The organism is Streptomyces sp. NPDC015171, from assembly GCF_043079545.1.
Classification (GTDB): Bacteria; Actinomycetota; Actinomycetes; order Streptomycetales; family Streptomycetaceae; genus Streptomyces.
Genome location: NZ_JBIBUO010000001.1, coordinates 366,020 through 383,100 on the forward strand (window position 1 = coordinate 366,020; position 17,081 = coordinate 383,100).

Sequence of the window (17,081 nt, forward strand, 5' to 3'; positions counted from 1 at the left end):
ACATACCTTCGGGTCCAATCATCCAGACGGGCCGAACCGAGAGGGCTCCCGTGTCCATGCCGCTTGTCTCCCGCCCGCTCCACCGCCGTACGTTCCTGACCGCGACGGCCGCCGCGCTGGCCGCCGTCGCGGCTCCCGCCACCGCTCACGCGGCCACCGGTCCCCGCGTCAGCAGGGCGTTCACCCTGCCCGGGGACCGCGCCTACCCGGAGGGCATCACGCTCGACCGGCGCACGGGCGATGTCTATGTCGGCTCGTTCACCACCGGCGAGGTCTACCGTGCCGCCGCCGGCAGCAGCGAGGCCGAGGTCTTCCTCCCGGCCGGCACGGACGGCCGTACGACGGCCAACGGCCTGAAGACCGACCGCGCGGGCCGGCTGTGGGTCACCGACCACAGCACCGGTATCGCCGTCTACGACCTGCGCGACCGCTCCCTGCTGGCCCGCTTCGACATGCCGGACCCTGCCGCGGGCTTCCTGAACGACGTCGTGATCACCCCGGACGGCACGGCGTACGTCACCGACAGCGTCCGTCCGCTGATCCACCGGGTCACCCCGGCCGAGGTGGCCCGGGCACGGGGCGGCCGGCTGCCGCTCACCCCCGCCTTCGACCTGGGCGCCGCCCTTCCCGCGGCCCCTTCCGGCGCGCACGCCCTGAACGGCATCGTCGCCGACACCACCGGCCGCTTCCTCTTCGTCGTCGACATGCCGGGCGGCGGCCTGTACCGGGTGGACACCACCTCCGGCGCGGTACGCCGGGTCGCCCTGCACGGCGGGGACCTGACCCACGGCGACGGCCTGGAACTGCACGGCCGCACCCTCTGGGCCGTGCACAACGTCACCGACACCCTCACCCGGTGGCAGCTCTCCGCCACCGGCACCTCGGCCCGCCTGCGGCGCCGCCTGACCACCCCGGCGCTCCAGCTCCCCACCACCCTGGTCCGCGAGCGCGACCACCTCCTGGTCGTCCGCTCCCAGTTCGACAAGGGCGGCCCGATGGGCGAGGGAGTCCCGCGGACACCGTTCACGGTGGCACGGGTCACGGGGATGTGAGCGGGCGGCCGGAAGGGGGGCCACGACCGGAACAGGTTCCTCGGTGAGGGCGGCCCGGTGCCGATGGAGAGCGGCCAGGTCATGCCGGTCGAACGGCGACTGCTCCAGCCACTTGACGGAGCCGACGAAGAGCAGCTCCTCGGCGATAGGGGCGCGGTCCGCGCCGGCGATGTCGATCTCGACGTCGTCGGTGCGGGTCCAGTACCCGCCCACCGCGGGGGCCGCGGGCAGCCGGTCGTCGGGCAGTACCCGCGCCAGGGCCTCGCGGACAAGGGGCTCGACGGCCCGGCCGCGCCAGCTGGTCCAGTTCTCCCGGATAGGGATCTGTCACTCGGTAGCGGCGATCCTTCGACGGACGCGGCGACACGGGCAGTTCAGCGGCGACGATCCGCTTGGCCGTGAGCAACTCCAGCCCTCGCTGCAGGGGCGTGGCTCCGATACCGCCGGCCGCACGGGCGATGTTGGTGAAGGTCCGCTCGCCACTGCCGATGGCCGCCAGCACCGTACGCGCCTGAGCCTGCGGCGGGAATTCGGCAGCCAGCGAGCGTTCGGCCGACACCAGCAGGGCCGAGACCCGATCGCTCAGCGCCTCGCCCAGGAAGTCCCACAGCCCCGCGCCCCGCGGCCACTCCGCGCAGATCAGCGGCAACCCGCCGGTGACCAGAGCGGCATCGACGGCCTCCGCCGGATCCAGCCCGAGCATCCGCCCCACCTCGGCGGGATTGATCGAGGCGTGGCTGGCGTTCGCGGACGCGCACCTCCACATCCTCACCGAATCGGTCTCAGCGCCGAAACTGCCCACGCCACCAAAGCCCAGCGGCGACGACCTCAAGCCTTTCCTCAGCCACTGGAGCCCCTACGGACCCCGCTCCTACTGAGCCGGACCAGGGGAAATCACACCGCCACAAGCCGGACCCGCTCGCCGCACAGCTTGGCCATGTCGTCAATATCGGAAGTCAGCATGACCACGGGGCGGTGCTGTCGCAGCGCGGCCTCGGCGACGGCCGCATCGATCGCGTACTTGTGTCCGTGCAACCCGGCATTCATCAGCAGCTTCGAGGCCGCCCTTGCCTCTTCGTCACCGACCGGGACGACCCGCAGCCCGGAAAGCACCCAGTTCAGGCGGGACTTGTTCGTACGGGCATGGACGGCCTCGATGATGGTGAGCGCACTGATCACGACCTCCATGCCGCGCGAGCGCGCCTCAGCGATCAGAGCCACCACCTGCTCGTCATCGGCGAGCAGCTTCGAGAGCCCTTCGCTGTCCAGGACGAGCGTCCCCTCGTGACTCAGCCTGCGGCGGGCCACTCGGCCTCCTCGGCGAACACCTCGTCAAAGACCTGCCGCGCCCGCTGACGAGCCGGCTCGGAGACCGGCCCCTTGCGGCTCTCGTAGTCCGCCAGGTACTCGTCCAGGACCTGCCCGCGCAACTCACGCTCGACCGCCTCGGCGATGAACGCGGAGAACTCCCGCTTCCCCACTCGCGCCCGGATCGCCTCCGCCGTCCCCTCCGGCAGCGACAGGCTCACCCGCGTCGCCGGGCCTTCCCCGATGCTGTACGTCGTCTCAGCCATGCCCCCGATTGTGTCAAACAAGTAGGAAAAGTGCCACGCCCGCACTACCTTCACAGCTCGGCCTGTGCCCTGCTCGCGCGAATCCCAGCACGGGCACCCCCATCCCGTCCCAGCACGGTACGGATGACCAGGGATGACGACAGGTGGCGAGGGGTCAGCTATCCCAGCACCATCCCAGCACGGGAAAAACCAAGGGCCCGACCCCGAAGAGTCGGACCCTCTCTGACCTGCGTGTTTGCGAGATCAGTGACGTGGTGATACGTCAGCCGCTACACGTTGAACCGGAACTCCACCACGTCCCCGTCCTGCATCACATAGTCCTTGCCCTCCATCCGCGCCTTCCCCTTCGCGCGGGCCTCGGCCACCGAGCCGGTTTCGACCAGGTCGGTGAAGGAGATGACCTCGGCCTTGATGAAGCCCTTCTGGAAGTCGGTGTGGATCACGCCGGCCGCCTCGGGGGCCGTGGCGCCCTTCTTGATCGTCCAGGCGCGGGACTCCTTGGGGCCTGCCGTCAGGTAGGTCTGCAGGCCGAGGGTGTCGAAGCCGACCCGGGCGAGGGTGGCGAGGCCGGGCTCCTCGGCGCCGACCGACTCCAGCAGCTCCAGCGCGTCCTCCTCGTCCAGCTCGGCGAGGTCGGCCTCCAGCTTGGCGTTGAGGAAGATCGCCTCGGCGGGGGCGACCAGCGCGCGCTGCTCGTTCTTGAAGTCCTCGTCCGTCAGCTCGTCCTCGTCGACGTTGAAGACGTAGAGGAAGGGCTTGGTGGTGAGCAGGTGCAGGTCGTGGAGGAGTTCGTTGCGCTCGGTGCCCTGGACGATGCCGTGCGAGAAGAGCGTGTCGCCCTTCTCCAGGATCTCCTTGGCCTCCTCGACCGCCTTGACCTTGGGCGCGATGTCCTTCTTGATCCGCGACTCCTTCTGGAGGCGGGGCAGGACCTTCTCGATGGTCTGGAGGTCGGCGAGGATCAGCTCGGTGTTGATCGTCTCGATGTCGTCCTTCGGCGAGACCTTGCCGTCGACGTGGACGACGTTCTCGTCCTTGAACGCGCGGATGACCTGGCAGATCGCGTCGGACTCGCGGATGTTCGCGAGGAACTTGTTGCCCAGGCCCTCGCCCTCGGAGGCACCGCGCACGATGCCGGCGATGTCGACGAAGTCGACCGTGGCCGGGAGGATGCGCTCCGACTTGAAGATCGAGGCCAGCTGGGCCAGGCGGGCGTCGGGCACGCCGACCACGCCGACGTTCGGCTCGATCGTGGCGAACGGGTAGTTGGCCGCCAGCACGTCGTTCTTGGTCAGGGCGTTGAACAGGGTCGACTTGCCGACGTTGGGCAGGCCGACGATTCCGATCGTGAGCGACACGTTGCGACTTCCCGTTGTTGAGTGGGCCAGGGGCTGCCAGGGGCCAGAGACCGACACTGGCCGATCCACCAGTTTACGGCGTCCCGCGCACCCGCTTCACGAGAGCGCCGAACGCCCGGCCAAGCTCGCTCCACCGGCGTGTCCGAGGGCCGATTCGGCACATAAACAGACCTAGGTTGGTCCCTGTGGAGCAACACAGAACGCACCCTCCGAACGACGGACCGCGACGCGGCACACCCCCGCAGGCCCCGCTGCCGCAGGCACGGCGCCGGCCGGACGGCGGTCGCGGGCCACGCGGCGGGCGCGGGCCCGCGCCGGGTGCCGGACGGCCCGCACGGCGGCCGGGGGGCGCCCGGCCGGTGCGCGGCGCGCGGCCGGAACCGGCCGGTGCGCGGCTGCCGAACCCCCGGCTGACCGGGCTCGGCAGCGGTCTGTTCTGCGCGGCGGCGATGTTCCTGCTCGGCTGTCTGGACGCGCTGCTGTTCGGGGCGTCCCCGGCGCTCTACGGCGTGCTGTTCCTGCCGGTGTGCGTCCTGACCGCGCTGTGGGTGCGCGGCGGGGATCTGCTGACCGCGCCCGTGGTCGTACCGATCGCGTTCGCCGTGGGGCTGGTGCCGGTCGCCGAGGGCGGCGGGGGGCTGCTCGGCCGGATGATGGGGCTGGTCACCGGGCTCGCCACCCAGGCCGGCTGGCTGTACGCGGGGACGCTGGCCGCCGGGGTGATCGTGCTCGTCCGCCGGGTGCGGTGGGTGCGGCGGCGGGGCAGGAGCTAGGGGCGGCCCGGGGACGGTGTCCGCCGGGCCGGCCCCGTGCCGCTAGGGCGCGTGGTGGGCCGCTCTCATCGCCGCGCCGACGATCCCCGCGTTGTTCTGCAGCTGGGCGGGGACGATCTCGGCCTTGATGCCCTCGATGAGGTGCAGGAACTTGTCCGCCTTGCGGCTGACCCCGCCGCCGACGATGAACAGCTCCGGCGAGAACAGCATCTCCACATGGGCCAGGTACTTCTGCACCCGGTGCGCCCACTGCTCCCAGCTGAGGTCGTGGTCCTCCTTGGCCTTGCTGGAGGCCCGCTTCTCGGCGTCGTGGCCGTGCAGCTCCAGATGGCCCAGCTCGGTGTTCGGGACCAGGGCGCCGTCCACGAAGAGGGCGCTGCCGATGCCCGTACCGAAGGTGAGCAGGATGACCGTGCCCTTGCGGTCCCGGCCGGCGCCGAACTCCATCTCGGCGACGCCCGCCGCGTCCGCGTCGTTGACCACGGTCACCGGGAGGCCGCCGAGTCTGCCGCTGAACAGGCCGCGCGCGTCCGTGTCGATCCAGCTCTTGTCGACGTTCGCCGCCGTACGCACCGTGGCGCCGCCGGTGATCACGCCGGGGAAGGTCAGGCCGACCGGGCCCGTCCAGCCGAAGTGGTCCACGACCTCTTTGACCCCGTCGGCCACGCCGTCGGGCGTCGCCGGATGCGGGGTGAGCACCTTGCAGCGTTCCTGGACCAGGTCGCCCCGGTCCAGATCCACAGGGGCGCCCTTGATCCCGGATCCGCCGATGTCCACACCGAAGATCTGCATGGCTCCACGTTACGACGGACGACTGACAGTCACTCCTCGGACGTGCCGCTGCCGCCCCGCTCGGCGACCATGGCCGCGGCCTCTTCGCGCAGGTCGCGGCGGAGTTCCTTGGGCAGCGAGAAGGTGATGGACTCGTCGGCGGTCTTGACGATCTCCACGTCGGCGTAGCCGCGCTCGGCGAGCCACTCCAGGACCTGCTCGACCAGCACCTCGGGCACGGAGGCCCCGGAGGTGACGCCGACGGTCGTCACGCCCTCCAGCCAGGTCTCGTCGATCTCGGCGGCGAAGTCCACCAGGTGGGCGTCGCGGGCGCCGGCCAGTTTGGCGACCTCGACGAGCCGCTTGGAGTTGGAGGAGTTGCGCGAGCCGACCACGATGACCAGATCGGCCTCGGCACCCATCTGCTTCACGGCGACCTGGCGGTTCTGCGTGGCGTAGCAGATGTCGTCGCTGGGCGGGGAGACGAGTCCGGGGAACTTCGTCTTCAGGGCGTCGACGGTCTCCATGGTCTCGTCCACGGAGAGGGTGGTCTGGGAGAGCCAGACGACCTTCGACGGGTCGCGGACCTCGACCTTGGCGACGTCCTCGGGGCCGTCCACGAGCTGGATGTGGTCGGGGGCCTCGCCGGAGGTGCCGATGACCTCCTCGTGGCCCTCGTGGCCGATCAGGAGGATGTCGTAGTCCTCGTTGGCGTACCGGACGGCTTCCTTGTGGACCTTGGTGACCAGCGGGCAGGTGGCGTCGATGCTGGCGAGCCGGCCCTGCCGGGCCTCCTCGTGCACCACGGGGGCGACGCCGTGCGCGGAGAACATGACGATGTTGCCGGGCGGCACCTCCTCCGTGCGCTCCACGAAGACGGCGCCCTTGTTCTCCAGGGTCTGCACGACGTACTTGTTGTGGACGATCTCGTGCCGGACGTAGATCGGGGCCCCGTACTGCTCCAGGGCTTTCTCGACGGCGATCACGGCGCGGTCCACACCGGCGCAGTAGCCCCGGGGGGCGGCGAGCAGGACACGGCGGCCAGACGAAGCGGTCATGGGTCCCATCGTACGGCCGCGTTCGGGGGCGCCGAGATCGCGTGCCCCCGGGCCGCCGGGGAAGACTTGTGCGTATGTCCGACACCGGAACGGCGGCTTCCAGGACCGGGGCGCCCCCGGGCCTGCGGCGCGGCCTCGGCTTCCGGGACCTCGTGGTCTACGGGCTGCTGTTCATCGCCCCGATGGCGCCGGTCGGGGTGTTCGGCACGCTGGACGCCAGGTCGCACGGCGCGGTGGCGCTGGTGTACGTGGTGGCGACGGCCGCCATGGGGTTCACCGCGTTCAGCTACGCGCAGATGGTGCGGGTCGTGCCGCGGGCGGGTTCGGTGTTCGCCTACGCGCGCGCGGGGCTCGGCGAGGGGGCCGGCTTCGTCGCGGGCTGGATGGTGGTGCTGGACTACGCGCTCATCCCTGCGGTGGCCTACCTCTTCTCCGGGATCGCGATGAACGCGCTGGTCCCGGGGGTCTCCCGGTGGGTGTGGACGGCGCTGGCGGTGGTGCTCACGACCCTGCTGAACCTCTGGGGCGTACGGCCCGCCGCGCGCGCGGGCTTCCTCGTCCTGGCCGTGGAGATCGCGGTCCTGCTGGTGTTCGCGGTGTCGGCGGTCGTGGTGCTGGTGCGGGACGGGGCGCAGCGGGGGCTGCTGTCGCCGCTCACGGGGGACGGCACGCAGGGCGCGTTCGCGCTGTCCGCCGTGCTCGGAGCGGTGTCCGTGGCGGTCCTGTCCTACCTGGGCTTCGACGCGATCGCGGCGTTCGCCGAGGAGGTCACCGGGGGCTCGGCGAAGGTCGCGCGGGCGCTGCTGTGCTGCCTCGCGCTGGCCGGGGTGCTGTTCGTGGCGCAGACGTATCTGGTGGCGCTGCTGGAGCCGGCTGCGTCCGCGCGGCTCGCCGCCGAGCCGGGGGGGCAGGGCACGGCCTTCTACGACGCCGTGGACGCGTCGGTCGGCGGCTGGCTGCACGACCTGGTGGCCGTGAGCAAGGCGGTCGGAGCGGCGTTCGCCGCTCTGGCGGGGCAGGCGGCGGCCGGGCGGCTGCTGTTCGCGATGGCCCGCGACCGGCGGCTGCCGCGCGCGCTGTCCCGGACGGACGCCGGCGTCCCGCGGGTCGCGCTGCTGTGCGCGGCGGTGATCACCCTGATCGCGGCGGGATGGGCGGCACGGCGCGGCGACGGCCTCGACCGGCTCGTGTCGGTGGTCGACATCGGCGCGCTGTCGGCGTTCACGCTGCTGCACGCGAGCGTGGTGGGGTACTTCGCCCGGCGGCGGGGCGAGCTGAGCTGGTGGCGGCATGTGCTGGTGCCGGTGGCGGGGGCGGTGATCACGGTGTCGGTGATCGTGACGGCGTCCGGGGCGGCGCAGGCGGTGGGCACGGTGTGGCTGGCGCTCGGGCTGCTGGTGCTGGCGGGGCAGCGCGGGCGGCGCCGCGAAGCCGACGGCTCCGCGGGTCCGTAGCGGCGCGATCCCTAGCAGCACGGCGGTCCTTAGCGGCGCGGTGCCTAGCAGCACGGCGGTCCTTAGCGGCGCGGTTTCCTAGCGGCGCGATCCCTAGCAGCACGGCGGTCCTTAGCGGCGCGGTTCCTAGCAGCACGGCGGTCCTTAGCGGCGCGGTTCCCTAGCAGCACGGCGGTCCTTAGCGGCGCGGTTTCCTAGCGGCGCGATCCCTAGCAGCACGGTCCCCCAGCGGCGAGCAGATCCACGCGGCCGGCCGCGGTGGGCGGCCCGCGGGACGATGGCGCACTCGCTGTCGGTGCCGACCACTACGCTCGACCGCATGGCTGTGAACACGTCCCCCGAGGCCCCGCTCCCCGTCGGCGAGGTGTCCCGGATGATCGGGGGCTGGATCGACCGGCTCGGGGCGGTGTGGGTCGAGGGGCAGATCACCCAACTGTCGCGGCGCCCCGGCGCCGGCGTCGTGTTCCTCACGCTGCGCGACCCCTCGTACGACATCTCCGTGAGCGTGACCTGCTACCGCCAGGTGTTCGACGCGGTCGCGGACGTCGTCGGCGAGGGCGCCCGTGTCGTCGTCCTGGCGAAGCCCGAGTGGTACGCGCCGAGGGGCCAGCTGTCCCTGCGGGCCGCCGAGATAAAGCCGGTCGGCGTAGGCGAGCTGCTGGCCCGCCTGGAGCAGCTGAAGAAGGCGCTCGGGGCCGAGGGGCTGTTCGCGGCGGACCGCAAGAAGCCGCTGCCGTTCCTGCCGCAGCTGATCGGGCTGGTGTGCGGCCGGGCCTCCGCCGCCGAGCGGGACGTGCTGGAGAACGCCCGGCACCGCTGGCCCGCCGTCCGCTTCGAGGTGCGCAACGTCCCCGTGCAGGGTGTGCACGCCGTCCCCCAGGTCGTGCAGGCCGTGAAGGAGCTCGACGCGCTCGACGACGTGGACGTGATCATCGTCGCGCGCGGCGGCGGCAGCGTGGAGGACCTGCTGCCCTTCTCCGACGAGCAGCTGGTGCGGACCGTGGCCGGGTGCCGTACGCCGGTGGTGTCCGCGATCGGGCACGAGCCGGACCATCCGCTCCTTGACTACGTCGCCGACCTGCGCGCCTCCACGCCGACGGACGCGGCCAAGAAGGTCGTGCCGGACGTCGGCGAGGAGCTGGAGCGGGTGCGGATGCTGCGGGACCGGGCGCGGCGCTGCGCCGCCGCGTTCGTGGAGCGCGAGGAGCGCGGTCTCGCGCACGCGCTGGGCCGTCCCGCGATGCAGGATCCGCACCGGATGATCGACGAGCGGGCCGACCATGTGGCCGCGCTCCTCGACCGCGGCCGGCGGACGCTGCGGCATCTGCTGGACCGCGCGGACTCGGAGCTGACGCACACGCACGCGCGCGTGGTGGCCCTCTCCCCCGCGGCGACGCTCCGGCGCGGCTACGCGGTGCTCCAGCGGGCGGACGGACACGTGGTGCGCGATCCGGCCGAGGTGACGGCGGGCGAGGACCTGCGGGCCCGCGTCGCCGAGGGTGAATTCACAGTGAAGGTGGGCGAATGACGAGCAGGACGGACGAGGCGCTCTCGTACGAGCAGGCGCGTGACGAGCTGATCGAGGTCGTACGGCGGCTGGAGGCGGGCGGTACGTCGCTGGAGGAGTCGCTGGCGCTCTGGGAGCGCGGCGAGGAGCTGGCCAAGGTGTGCCGGCACTGGCTCGAGGGGGCCCGGGCCCGGCTGGACGCGGCGCTGGCCGAGGAGGACGGGGCCGAGGAGGACGGCGAGTAGCCGCAGGGCGCGGGTTGTGAAGCGGGTCACCGCACCCTCGCTTTAGTTGAAGGTTAAACCTCACTGGCGTAGGGTCGTCCCGTAAGCCGGTCCGGGCACTCCGGGCCGGACGCGCGCCCGAGGAAGTCACTCGCATGTCTCTCGTTCTCGACCCCGCCGCCCAGGACCTGCTGTTCCGCGAGGCCCGCACCGCGAACACCTTCACCGACGAGCCGGTGACCGAGGCGCAGGTGCAGGCGATCTACGACCTGGTCAAGTACGGCCCCACCGCCTTCAACCAGTCGCCGCTGCGCATCACCCTGGTCCGCTCCGCCGAGGGCCGCGAGCGCCTGGTCAAGCACATGGCCGAGGGCAACCAGGCCAAGACCGCCACCGCCCCCCTGGTCGCGATCCTCGCCGCGGACAACGAGTTCCACGAGGAGCTGCCGGCGCTGTTCCCGCACTTCCCGCAGGCCAAGGACGTCTTCTTCGGCGAGCGTCCGGCCCGTGAGGGTGCCGCCGCGCTGAACGCCGCCCTGCAGGCCGCGTACTTCATCATCGGCGTCCGCGCCGCCGGTCTCGCCGCCGGCCCGATGACCGGCCTCGACTTCGAGGGCGTCCGCAAGGAGTTCCTGGACGACGACCACACCCCGCTGATGGTCGTCAACATCGGCCGCCCGGGCCCGGACGCCTGGTACCCGCGTTCGCCGCGCCTGGCCTACGAGGACGTCGTCACCACCGTCTGAGCGGCCCCGCACACGGAAGAAGCCCCCGGCAGCGTCGCCGGGGGCTTCTTTCACGCGTCGTCGCGGATCACTTCAGCTCCAGCGCCGCCGCCATCGTCCTCAGCTGCGCGAAGGAGCCGGTTCCGGCCACCACCGTCGTGGAGCCGGGAGTGTCCTCCAGGACCAGCGCGTCGTACCGGCCGCCGGTGTAGCGGGTCCAGGTGCGGCCGTCGATCCGCTCGGTCCGCTCCGTCGCCGAACCGCCCTGGCTGGCCTGCTCGATGAAGTCGGCCCGCTTCTCCGTGGACTGCTCGACCTGCACGTACTGGCCGCCCGGGGTCTGGAAGCCGAGGTGCCAGCGGTCGGACTTCGCGCCCTGGAAGCGCACCGAGGTCGGCTTCCAGGTGTCCGGCAGGCCCTCGGGCGCCGCCAGCGGATAGCTCGCCGCCCGGCGGGCGGTGAGCAGCTCGACCCGGTAGTCGACCCGCTTGAGGTCGGGGGCGTGATCGTCGCGCGGGATGACGAGGAAGTAGACGACCGCCGCCGCGACACTGATCAGGACCAGGGAGATGATCATGTCCCTGGCCGTCTTCTGCTTGCCTTTCGAACCTGCCACGCCCCCTATCGTCGCAGGTGCCCCAAGCGCTCATCCGTGGGGCCCCCTGCTCATTTTGTCTGCCTAACGATAGAGTCAGGTCCAGAACCCTCATCCGGCCGTCGTCGTATCAGAAAGGTGCGCTCCGATGACCGAAAATCATCACCTTCCGTCCGAGCTCGATGTTCCCGCCGAGGCTCCTGACCGCAACCTCGCCCTGGAACTCGTCCGGGTGACCGAAGCCGCCGCGATGGCCGCGGGCCGCTGGGTGGGGCGCGGTGACAAGATCGGCGCCGACGGCGCCGCGGTGCGCGCCATGCGCAGCCTTGTCTCCACCGTGTCGATGAACGGCGTGGTCGTCATCGGCGAGGGCGAGAAGGACGAGGCCCCGATGCTCTTCAACGGGGAGCACGTGGGCGACGGCACCGGCCCCGAGGTCGACATCGCCGTCGACCCGATCGACGGCACCACGCTCACGGCCAAGGGCATGCCGAACGCGATCGCCGTCCTCGCCGCGGCCGAGCGCGGCGCCATGTTCGACCCGTCCGCCGTGTTCTACATGGACAAGCTGGTCACCGGCCCGGAGGCCGCGGACTTCGTCGACATCGACGCGCCCGTGGCCGTGAACATCCGGCGGATCGCCAAGGCCAAGAAGTCGGCGCCGGAGGACGTGACCGTCGTCATCCTTGACCGGCCGCGCCACGAAGGTCTCATCCAGGAGGTCCGGGAGGCCGGCGCCCGTATCAAGCTGATCTCCGACGGCGACGTCGCCGGCTCGGTGTACGCGCTGCGCGAGGGCACCGGCGTCGACCTGCTGCTCGGCATCGGCGGCACCCCCGAGGGCATCATCTCGGCCTGCGCCGTGAAGTGCCTGGGCGGCACCATCCAGGGCAAGCTGTGGCCCAAGGACGACGCGGAGCGGCAGCGGGCGATCGACGCCGGGCACGACCTGGACCGGGTGCTCATGACGGACGACCTGGTGTCCGGGGAGAACGTCTTCTTCGTCGCGACCGGGATCACCGACGGGGAGCTGCTGCGCGGCGTCCGCTACCGGTCGGAGACCGCGCTGACCGAGTCGATCGTGATGCGGTCGAAGTCCGGGACGGTGCGGCGGATCGACTCCGAGCACCGCCTGAGCAAGCTGCGCGCCTACAGCGCGATCGACTTCGACAAGGCCAAGTAGCGCCTCGGCCGGGGATCGGCCGCCACGCGGAAAAAGGAAGCGCCCTCTGTGCGGAGAGGGCGCTTCCGTCGTTCGCTGTCTCAGCCCGCCATGCGGTTGGCCGCCGCCCGTGTCGCCTTCTTCAGCTCCAGGTCCCTGCGGCGGCGCCGGGCCAGCACCACCCGGCGTTCGGCCGCCGTGAGGCCGCCCCAGACGCCGTAGGGCTCGGGCTGGAGGAGCGCGTGCTCGCGGCACTCGACCATCACCGGGCAGCGGGAGCAGACGCGCTTGGCCGCCTCCTCGCGGGACAGCCGGGCGGCGGTCGGCTCCTTCGACGGGGCGAAGAACAGCCCGGCCTCATCACGCCGGCACACCGCCTCGGTGTGCCAGGGTGCGTCTTGATCCCGGTCTCGCGCCGGCACCCGCTGGGCCGGAACGGCAGCGACCTGCAGGGACGAATGCGGCGGTTGCAGCACGGTCTACTCCTGACGACGGCTTCGCGAGCGAGAGACGATGCAGCAAGCCCTACCCGCTGTGCGCGCGCCTATGCACAGCGTTCCCAACCGCGGGCGCACGGCGGCTCGTTCACGCCCCCACGAGGGCGCTGCCGCGCGGACCGGGCCGTTCCGGTCACCGGCGGGTTCATCACCGTCAGTGCCCCAGGTGCTTGCGCAGCTTCCGGTCGACCTTGTCCTGGACGCGCTCCAGGATGTCCGCGACCAGCTTGCCCCGCCTGGGCCGCGCCTCGACGTTGCCGAGGACCGCCCAGCCGTCGACGTAGACGACCGGCGCGTCGGAGTCCACCGAGTCCAGCGGGCTCACCTCGAAGTTGCCGAGCACCCCGCCCCCGGTGCCGCGCAGCGAGATGTTCTCCGGGACGCGGATCTGGACGTCGCCGAAGACGGAGACCGCCTTGATCACCACCTGCTGGTACTCGAAGATCGCCTCGCTGAGGTCGATCTCGACGCTGCCGAAGACCGCGTACGCGTGCAGCCGGCGTCCGGCACGCCAGCGGCCCCGGCGCACGGCGCTGCTGAACACCGCCACCACGTTGGCGTCGGCCTCCGCCGGGACCGCGCCCGGGGTGGGGCGGGACGGCACCGGCGTGTAGGCCGGGGCGGCCGAACGCCGGTGCGCCGCGGGCAGGTCGCGGATGAAGACCTCCAGCTCGCCCACCGTCTTGGCGTGCAGCACGCCCTCCACGCGCTCGGCGTGCTCGTCGGCGGTCACCCGGCCCTCGGCCAGGGCCTCGCGGAGGATGTCGGCGACCCGGTCGCGGTCGGCGTCCGAGGCGCGCAGTTCGGCTGCCGGGGCGGGTGCGCTCTGCTTCTGAAGGTCCACGGCAGCAGCGTACCGAAACACGATAGATCGCGACAGCCCCGACTGAGCCTTACCTCACAAGCCCGCCGCCGCCGGCAGGTTCTACGCTGGTGACGCCCGCCAGCGTCGGCGGGCGGCCGTCCGTCAGAGTGAGGAATGGGCTGAGATGCCTGAGTTCGCGTACACCGATCTGCTCCCCCAGGGAGAGGACACCACCCCGTACCGGCTGGTGACCTCGGAGGGTGTGTCCACCGTCGAGGGTCCGGACGGCCGCACGTTCCTCGCGGTGGAGCCGGAGGCGCTGCGCAAGCTGGCCGAGGAGGCCATCCACGACATCCAGCACTACCTGCGCCCGGCCCACCTCGCCCAGCTGCGCCGGATCATCGACGACCCGGAGGCCTCGGCCAACGACAAGTTCGTCGCGCTCGACCTGCTGAAGAACGCGAACATCGCGGCGGCCGGCGTGCTGCCCATGTGCCAGGACACCGGCACGGCGATCGTCATGGGCAAGCGCGGACAGCACGTGCTGACGGCGGGCGAGGACGAGAAGCACCTCTCGCACGGCATCTACGACGCCTACACCAGGCTGAACCTGCGCTACTCGCAGATGGCTCCGCTCACCATGTGGGAGGAGAAGAACACCGGCTCCAACCTGCCGGCCCAGATCGAGCTGTACGCCACCGACGGCGGCGCCTACAAGTTCCTGTTCATGGCGAAGGGCGGCGGCTCGGCCAACAAGTCCTTCCTGTACCAGGAGACGAAGGCCGTGCTGAACGAGGCCTCCATGATGAAGTTCCTTGAGGAGAAGATCCGCTCGCTGGGTACGGCCGCCTGCCCGCCGTACCACCTGGCGATCGTCGTCGGCGGCACCAGCGCCGAGTACGCGCTGAAGACCGCCAAGTACGCCTCCGCGCACTACCTGGACAACGCGCCCACCGAGGGCTCGCCGCTCGGCCACGGCTTCCGGGACAAGGAGCTGGAGGAGAAGGTCTTCGAGCTGACCCAGAAGATCGGCATCGGCGCGCAGTTCGGCGGCAAGTACTTCTGCCACGACGTGCGGGTGGTCCGGCTGCCCCGGCACGGCGCGTCCTGCCCGGTCGCCATCGCCGTGTCCTGCTCGGCCGACCGCCAGGCCGTCGCCAAGATCACGGCCGAGGGCGTCTTCCTGGAGCAGCTGGAGACGGACCCGGCCCGCTTCCTGCCGGAGACCACGGAGGAGCACCTCGACGAGGCCGGCGACGTCGTGAAGATCGACCTGAACCAGCCGATGGACACGATCCTCGCCGAGCTGACCAAGTACCCGGTCAAGACGCGGCTCTCGCTGACCGGCCCGCTGGTCGTGGCCCGTGACATCGCGCACGCCAAGATCAAGGAGCGGCTGGACGCGGGCGAGGAGATGCCGCAGTACCTGAAGGACCACCCGGTGTACTACGCCGGCCCGGCGAAGACCCCCGAGGGCTACGCCTCCGGCTCCTTCGGCCCGACCACGGCCGGCCGCATGGACTCCTACGTGGAGCAGTTCCAGGCCGCGGGCGGCTCCAAGGTGATGCTCGCCAAGGGCAACCGCAGCAAGCAGGTCACCGACGCGTGCGGCGCCCACGGCGGCTTCTACCTCGGCTCCATCGGCGGCCCGGCCGCCCGCCTCGCCCAGGACTGCATCAAGAAGGTGGAGGTCCTGGAGTACGAGGAGCTGGGCATGGAGGCCGTCTGGAAGATCGAGGTCGAGGACTTCCCGGCGTTCATCGTGGTGGACGACAAGGGCAACGACTTCTTCCAGGACCCCGCGCCGGCGCCGACGTTCACGTCGATCCCGGTACGGGGGCCCGGGCTGGCGTAGTGCCTTGCGGGGCGGCCGGGGAGGGAATCCGCCCCCGCCGCCCCTGCCCGTCCCGTACCCGGGGGCTCCGGCGGAGGGCTCCCTGCGGGCCGGGAGCAGCGCCGGTCCGGTGCGGGGCGGAGCCCGCCGGCGGGCGTCAGCTGAAGCGCTGGGACGCCGATCCGTCGCAGGCGCGCAGCCGCACCCGGTCACGGGCCGCGGCCTGCGTCAGGCACAGCCCGGTCGCCGCCGCCGGGCGGATCGTGCCGGACCGGCGGACGAACTGCTGGTTCACGCCGCCGTGGCAGTTCCAGATGATCAGGGCGGTGCCGGCCGCGGCGGAGCCGCCCGGCACGTCCAGGCACCGGTCGTGGGTCGCCTCCAGGTGCAGGGACCGCTGGTCGGGGTCGTACCACCAGCCCTGGTTCCGGCCGCCGTGGCAGTCCCAGCCGAGCACCTCGGTGCCGTTCGCGCTCGATCCGCCCGAGGCGTCGAGGCACTCGCCGGTGGCCTGGCCCGTGAGCGGCCGGAAGGCGTCGTCCCAGGCGCCCCGGTACAGCCGGGGCGTGCCGGTGCTCGCCGGGTCGGCGCAGCCCGCCTCGCGGTAGCCGGACTCGTAGAACCGGGTCAGGCAGGTCGCGAAGGCGCCGTGGCCGCGGGCGTTGGGGTGGAAGGACTGCCGTACCGAATCGGAGTCGGGCGGGAAGGGGCCCGCGAGGTCCACGTACAGGCCGCGCGCCCAGGTGTCCTCCATGCAGACCTCGTGGCCGTGGAAGAGCCGGGAGGTGTCGAGGTAGGAGGCGCCGCTGCGCCGGGCCGCCTCGCGCATGCCGCGTTCGAAGAGCGGGACGGCGGTGTCGCGGCCCCAGGCGGCGTCGGAGTCGTAGCCCAGGCAGCCGCCCGGGAGCTTGCCGGGGAAGTTCGGGTTGTCGTGGATGTCGGGGCCGATGGGGCTCGGGTAGCCCATCAGGACGAGTTCGTAGTCGCCGTCCGCGTAGCCCGCGTCCCGCATCACCGTCCTCAGGTCGGCGACGGTGGCCTCCACCTTGGGCACCAGGGCGTCCACGCGGCCCTGCCAGCCGGGGCCGTACCCGGGCTCGCAAGTGCCCTGGAGGGTGAGGTAGCGGGTGACGCAGTCGGTCATCACAGGGCCGAACTGGAGGTCGTCGTTGGCGCCGACCACCAGCACGACCATCTTGACGCGGGTGGTGCGGGCCTTGATCGCGAGGCTGTCGCTCTGGACGAGTTCGTCGGAGTACTGCTTGCTGCCGCCGATGCGGATGTTGCCGGTCCAGGCACCGGAGCAGGCGACGTTGTAGGTGACGTCGGCGGGGATGCCGGTGCGGTGGATGGCCGCCTGGGGCGAGCGGTGGCACCAGTTGTCCGGTCCGTTCGTGCCGGGTTCGTAGGTGCCGACGCCCTCGCCGGAGATCTCGCTGTCCCCCAGGGAGATCAGCGAGGTCTCGCGCTCGGCCGGGGGCCGCTCGGCCGCGTCGCCGTAGAGGGCGGCGGCCTCGGCGGCGCGGATGCGCTCCAGGGCGGGCGGGAGGGGGGCTGCCGCCGCGGCGGGCGGGGCCGCGTGGGCGGCGGGGGCCGTGAGACCGGCGAACACGGTGGCGGCCGTCGCGACAGCGACGGCCGTACCTCTGATCCTGGTTCTGACGCGTTGCATGACGCCTCCCCGTAGCAGGT

At 71.7% G+C, this 17,081-nt stretch carries 17 protein-coding genes and 1 pseudogene; 8 read left to right on the forward strand and 10 right to left on the reverse strand.

The window, feature by feature from the left end; all coding sequences use genetic code 11:
- Positions 1-56 precede the first annotated feature (56 nt).
- Positions 57-1,052, forward strand: coding sequence for an SMP-30/gluconolactonase/LRE family protein (locus ACF073_RS01690; protein ID WP_392066847.1), 996 nt, complete (start codon positions 57-59; stop codon positions 1,050-1,052).
- Between the two features lie 18 nt (positions 1,053-1,070).
- On the opposite strand, the pseudogene ACF073_RS01695 reads toward ACF073_RS01690, so the two are convergent.
- The 4 genes and pseudogenes from ACF073_RS01695 to ychF all read right to left on the reverse strand — a co-directional run.
- A pseudogene (locus ACF073_RS01695) lies at positions 1,071-1,779 on the reverse strand (ATP-binding protein); the annotation flags it as partial.
- 167 nt (positions 1,780-1,946) lie between these two features.
- Entirely contained in the window at positions 1,947-2,360 is a 414-nt protein-coding gene (locus ACF073_RS01700) for a PIN domain-containing protein (protein ID WP_081551890.1), read from the reverse strand.
- Complete coding sequence (locus ACF073_RS01705; protein ID WP_006138089.1) at positions 2,342-2,626, reverse strand: hypothetical protein; 285 nt, start codon at positions 2,624-2,626, stop codon at positions 2,342-2,344. The genes ACF073_RS01700 and ACF073_RS01705 overlap by 19 nt, the downstream gene beginning before the upstream one ends.
- Before the next feature lie 269 nt (positions 2,627-2,895).
- A complete protein-coding gene (ychF, locus tag ACF073_RS01710) occupies positions 2,896-3,984 on the reverse strand; it encodes a redox-regulated ATPase YchF (RefSeq protein ID WP_392065864.1) in 1,089 nt (362 codons plus the stop codon).
- Positions 3,985-4,169: 185 nt separating this feature from the next.
- Here ychF and ACF073_RS01715 point away from each other — a divergent pair, with 185 nt between their 5' ends.
- Positions 4,170-4,757 carry a DUF6542 domain-containing protein gene (locus tag ACF073_RS01715; protein ID WP_392065866.1) on the forward strand — a complete coding sequence of 196 codons (588 nt, stop codon included), beginning with the start codon at positions 4,170-4,172 and terminating at the stop codon, positions 4,755-4,757.
- Positions 4,758-4,799: 42 nt separating this feature from the next.
- Here the strand turns inward: ACF073_RS01715 and ppgK are convergent, their stop codons facing one another.
- Together ppgK and ACF073_RS01725 are read right to left on the reverse strand one after the other, a co-directional pair.
- On the reverse strand, positions 4,800-5,549 hold the full coding sequence (gene ppgK, locus ACF073_RS01720; protein ID WP_392065868.1) for a polyphosphate--glucose phosphotransferase: 750 nt from the start codon (positions 5,547-5,549) through the stop codon (positions 4,800-4,802).
- Between the two features lie 29 nt (positions 5,550-5,578).
- Positions 5,579-6,595, reverse strand: a complete 1,017-nt coding sequence (locus tag ACF073_RS01725) for a 4-hydroxy-3-methylbut-2-enyl diphosphate reductase (RefSeq protein ID WP_392065871.1) — start codon at positions 6,593-6,595, stop codon at positions 5,579-5,581.
- Between the two features lie 65 nt (positions 6,596-6,660).
- Here ACF073_RS01725 and ACF073_RS01730 point away from each other — a divergent pair, with 65 nt between their 5' ends.
- The 4 genes from ACF073_RS01730 to ACF073_RS01745 all read left to right on the forward strand — a co-directional run bounded on the left by ACF073_RS01730 (position 6,661) and on the right by ACF073_RS01745 (position 10,517).
- The gene (locus ACF073_RS01730; RefSeq protein WP_392065873.1) at positions 6,661-8,040 is read left to right on the forward strand and encodes an APC family permease; all 1,380 of its coding nucleotides are present in this window, start codon (positions 6,661-6,663) and stop codon (positions 8,038-8,040) included.
- A gap of 319 nt (positions 8,041-8,359) precedes the next feature.
- Positions 8,360-9,568: an exodeoxyribonuclease VII large subunit gene (gene xseA, locus ACF073_RS01735; protein WP_392065875.1), complete on the forward strand. Its 1,209-nt coding sequence runs from the start codon at positions 8,360-8,362 to the stop codon at positions 9,566-9,568.
- A complete protein-coding gene (locus tag ACF073_RS01740; RefSeq protein WP_392065876.1) occupies positions 9,565-9,792 on the forward strand; it encodes an exodeoxyribonuclease VII small subunit in 228 nt (75 codons plus the stop codon). Before xseA ends, ACF073_RS01740 begins: the two co-directional genes overlap by 4 nt.
- 134 nt (positions 9,793-9,926) lie before the next feature.
- Positions 9,927-10,517, forward strand: a complete 591-nt coding sequence (locus ACF073_RS01745; RefSeq protein ID WP_392065878.1) for a malonic semialdehyde reductase — start codon at positions 9,927-9,929, stop codon at positions 10,515-10,517.
- Between the two features lie 67 nt (positions 10,518-10,584).
- Here the strand turns inward: ACF073_RS01745 and ACF073_RS01750 are convergent, their stop codons facing one another.
- Positions 10,585-11,112: a DUF4245 domain-containing protein gene (locus ACF073_RS01750; RefSeq protein ID WP_392065880.1), complete on the reverse strand. Its 528-nt coding sequence runs from the start codon at positions 11,110-11,112 to the stop codon at positions 10,585-10,587.
- A gap of 127 nt (positions 11,113-11,239) precedes the next feature.
- On the opposite strand from ACF073_RS01750, the gene glpX reads away from it, so the two are divergent.
- Positions 11,240-12,274 carry a class II fructose-bisphosphatase gene (gene glpX / locus ACF073_RS01755; protein ID WP_392065882.1) on the forward strand — a complete coding sequence of 345 codons (1,035 nt, stop codon included), beginning with the start codon at positions 11,240-11,242 and terminating at the stop codon, positions 12,272-12,274.
- Positions 12,275-12,354: 80 nt separating this feature from the next.
- Here glpX and ACF073_RS01760 read toward each other — a convergent pair whose 3' ends face one another.
- Together ACF073_RS01760 and ACF073_RS01765 are read right to left on the reverse strand one after the other, a co-directional pair.
- The gene (locus ACF073_RS01760) at positions 12,355-12,729 is read right to left on the reverse strand and encodes a WhiB family transcriptional regulator (protein WP_392065884.1); all 375 of its coding nucleotides are present in this window, start codon (positions 12,727-12,729) and stop codon (positions 12,355-12,357) included.
- A 175-nt stretch (positions 12,730-12,904) separates the two neighbouring features.
- The gene (locus ACF073_RS01765; RefSeq protein WP_392065885.1) at positions 12,905-13,594 is read right to left on the reverse strand and encodes a DUF1707 domain-containing protein; all 690 of its coding nucleotides are present in this window, start codon (positions 13,592-13,594) and stop codon (positions 12,905-12,907) included.
- 145 nt (positions 13,595-13,739) lie between these two features.
- Here ACF073_RS01765 and ACF073_RS01770 point away from each other — a divergent pair, with 145 nt between their 5' ends.
- A complete protein-coding gene (locus tag ACF073_RS01770) occupies positions 13,740-15,410 on the forward strand; it encodes a fumarate hydratase (protein ID WP_392065887.1) in 1,671 nt (556 codons plus the stop codon).
- A gap of 136 nt (positions 15,411-15,546) precedes the next feature.
- On the opposite strand, the gene ACF073_RS01775 is transcribed toward ACF073_RS01770, so the two are convergent.
- The gene (locus tag ACF073_RS01775) at positions 15,547-17,061 is read right to left on the reverse strand and encodes a ricin-type beta-trefoil lectin domain protein (RefSeq protein ID WP_392065889.1); all 1,515 of its coding nucleotides are present in this window, start codon (positions 17,059-17,061) and stop codon (positions 15,547-15,549) included.
- Positions 17,062-17,081: the final 20 nt, after the last annotated feature.

Excerpts from the sequence above, each read along its gene's own strand:
- ACF073_RS01690 (WP_392066847.1), top strand. The coding sequence starts at position 57 with ATGCCGCTTGTCTCCCGCCCGCTCCACCGCCGTACGTTCCTGACCGCG.
- ACF073_RS01705 (WP_006138089.1), bottom strand. The coding sequence starts at position 2,626 with ATGGCTGAGACGACGTACAGCATCGGGGAAGGCCCGGCGACGCGGGTG.
- ppgK (WP_392065868.1), bottom strand. The coding sequence starts at position 5,549 with ATGCAGATCTTCGGTGTGGACATCGGCGGATCCGGGATCAAGGGCGCC.
- ACF073_RS01725 (WP_392065871.1), bottom strand. The coding sequence starts at position 6,595 with ATGGGACCCATGACCGCTTCGTCTGGCCGCCGTGTCCTGCTCGCCGCC.
- ACF073_RS01730 (WP_392065873.1), top strand. The coding sequence starts at position 6,661 with ATGTCCGACACCGGAACGGCGGCTTCCAGGACCGGGGCGCCCCCGGGC.
- xseA (WP_392065875.1), top strand. The coding sequence starts at position 8,360 with ATGGCTGTGAACACGTCCCCCGAGGCCCCGCTCCCCGTCGGCGAGGTG.
- ACF073_RS01740 (WP_392065876.1), top strand. The coding sequence starts at position 9,565 with ATGACGAGCAGGACGGACGAGGCGCTCTCGTACGAGCAGGCGCGTGAC.
- ACF073_RS01745 (WP_392065878.1), top strand. The coding sequence starts at position 9,927 with ATGTCTCTCGTTCTCGACCCCGCCGCCCAGGACCTGCTGTTCCGCGAG.
- glpX (WP_392065882.1), top strand. The coding sequence starts at position 11,240 with ATGACCGAAAATCATCACCTTCCGTCCGAGCTCGATGTTCCCGCCGAG.
- ACF073_RS01770 (WP_392065887.1), top strand. The coding sequence starts at position 13,740 with ATGCCTGAGTTCGCGTACACCGATCTGCTCCCCCAGGGAGAGGACACC.
- ACF073_RS01775 (WP_392065889.1), bottom strand. The coding sequence starts at position 17,061 with ATGCAACGCGTCAGAACCAGGATCAGAGGTACGGCCGTCGCTGTCGCG.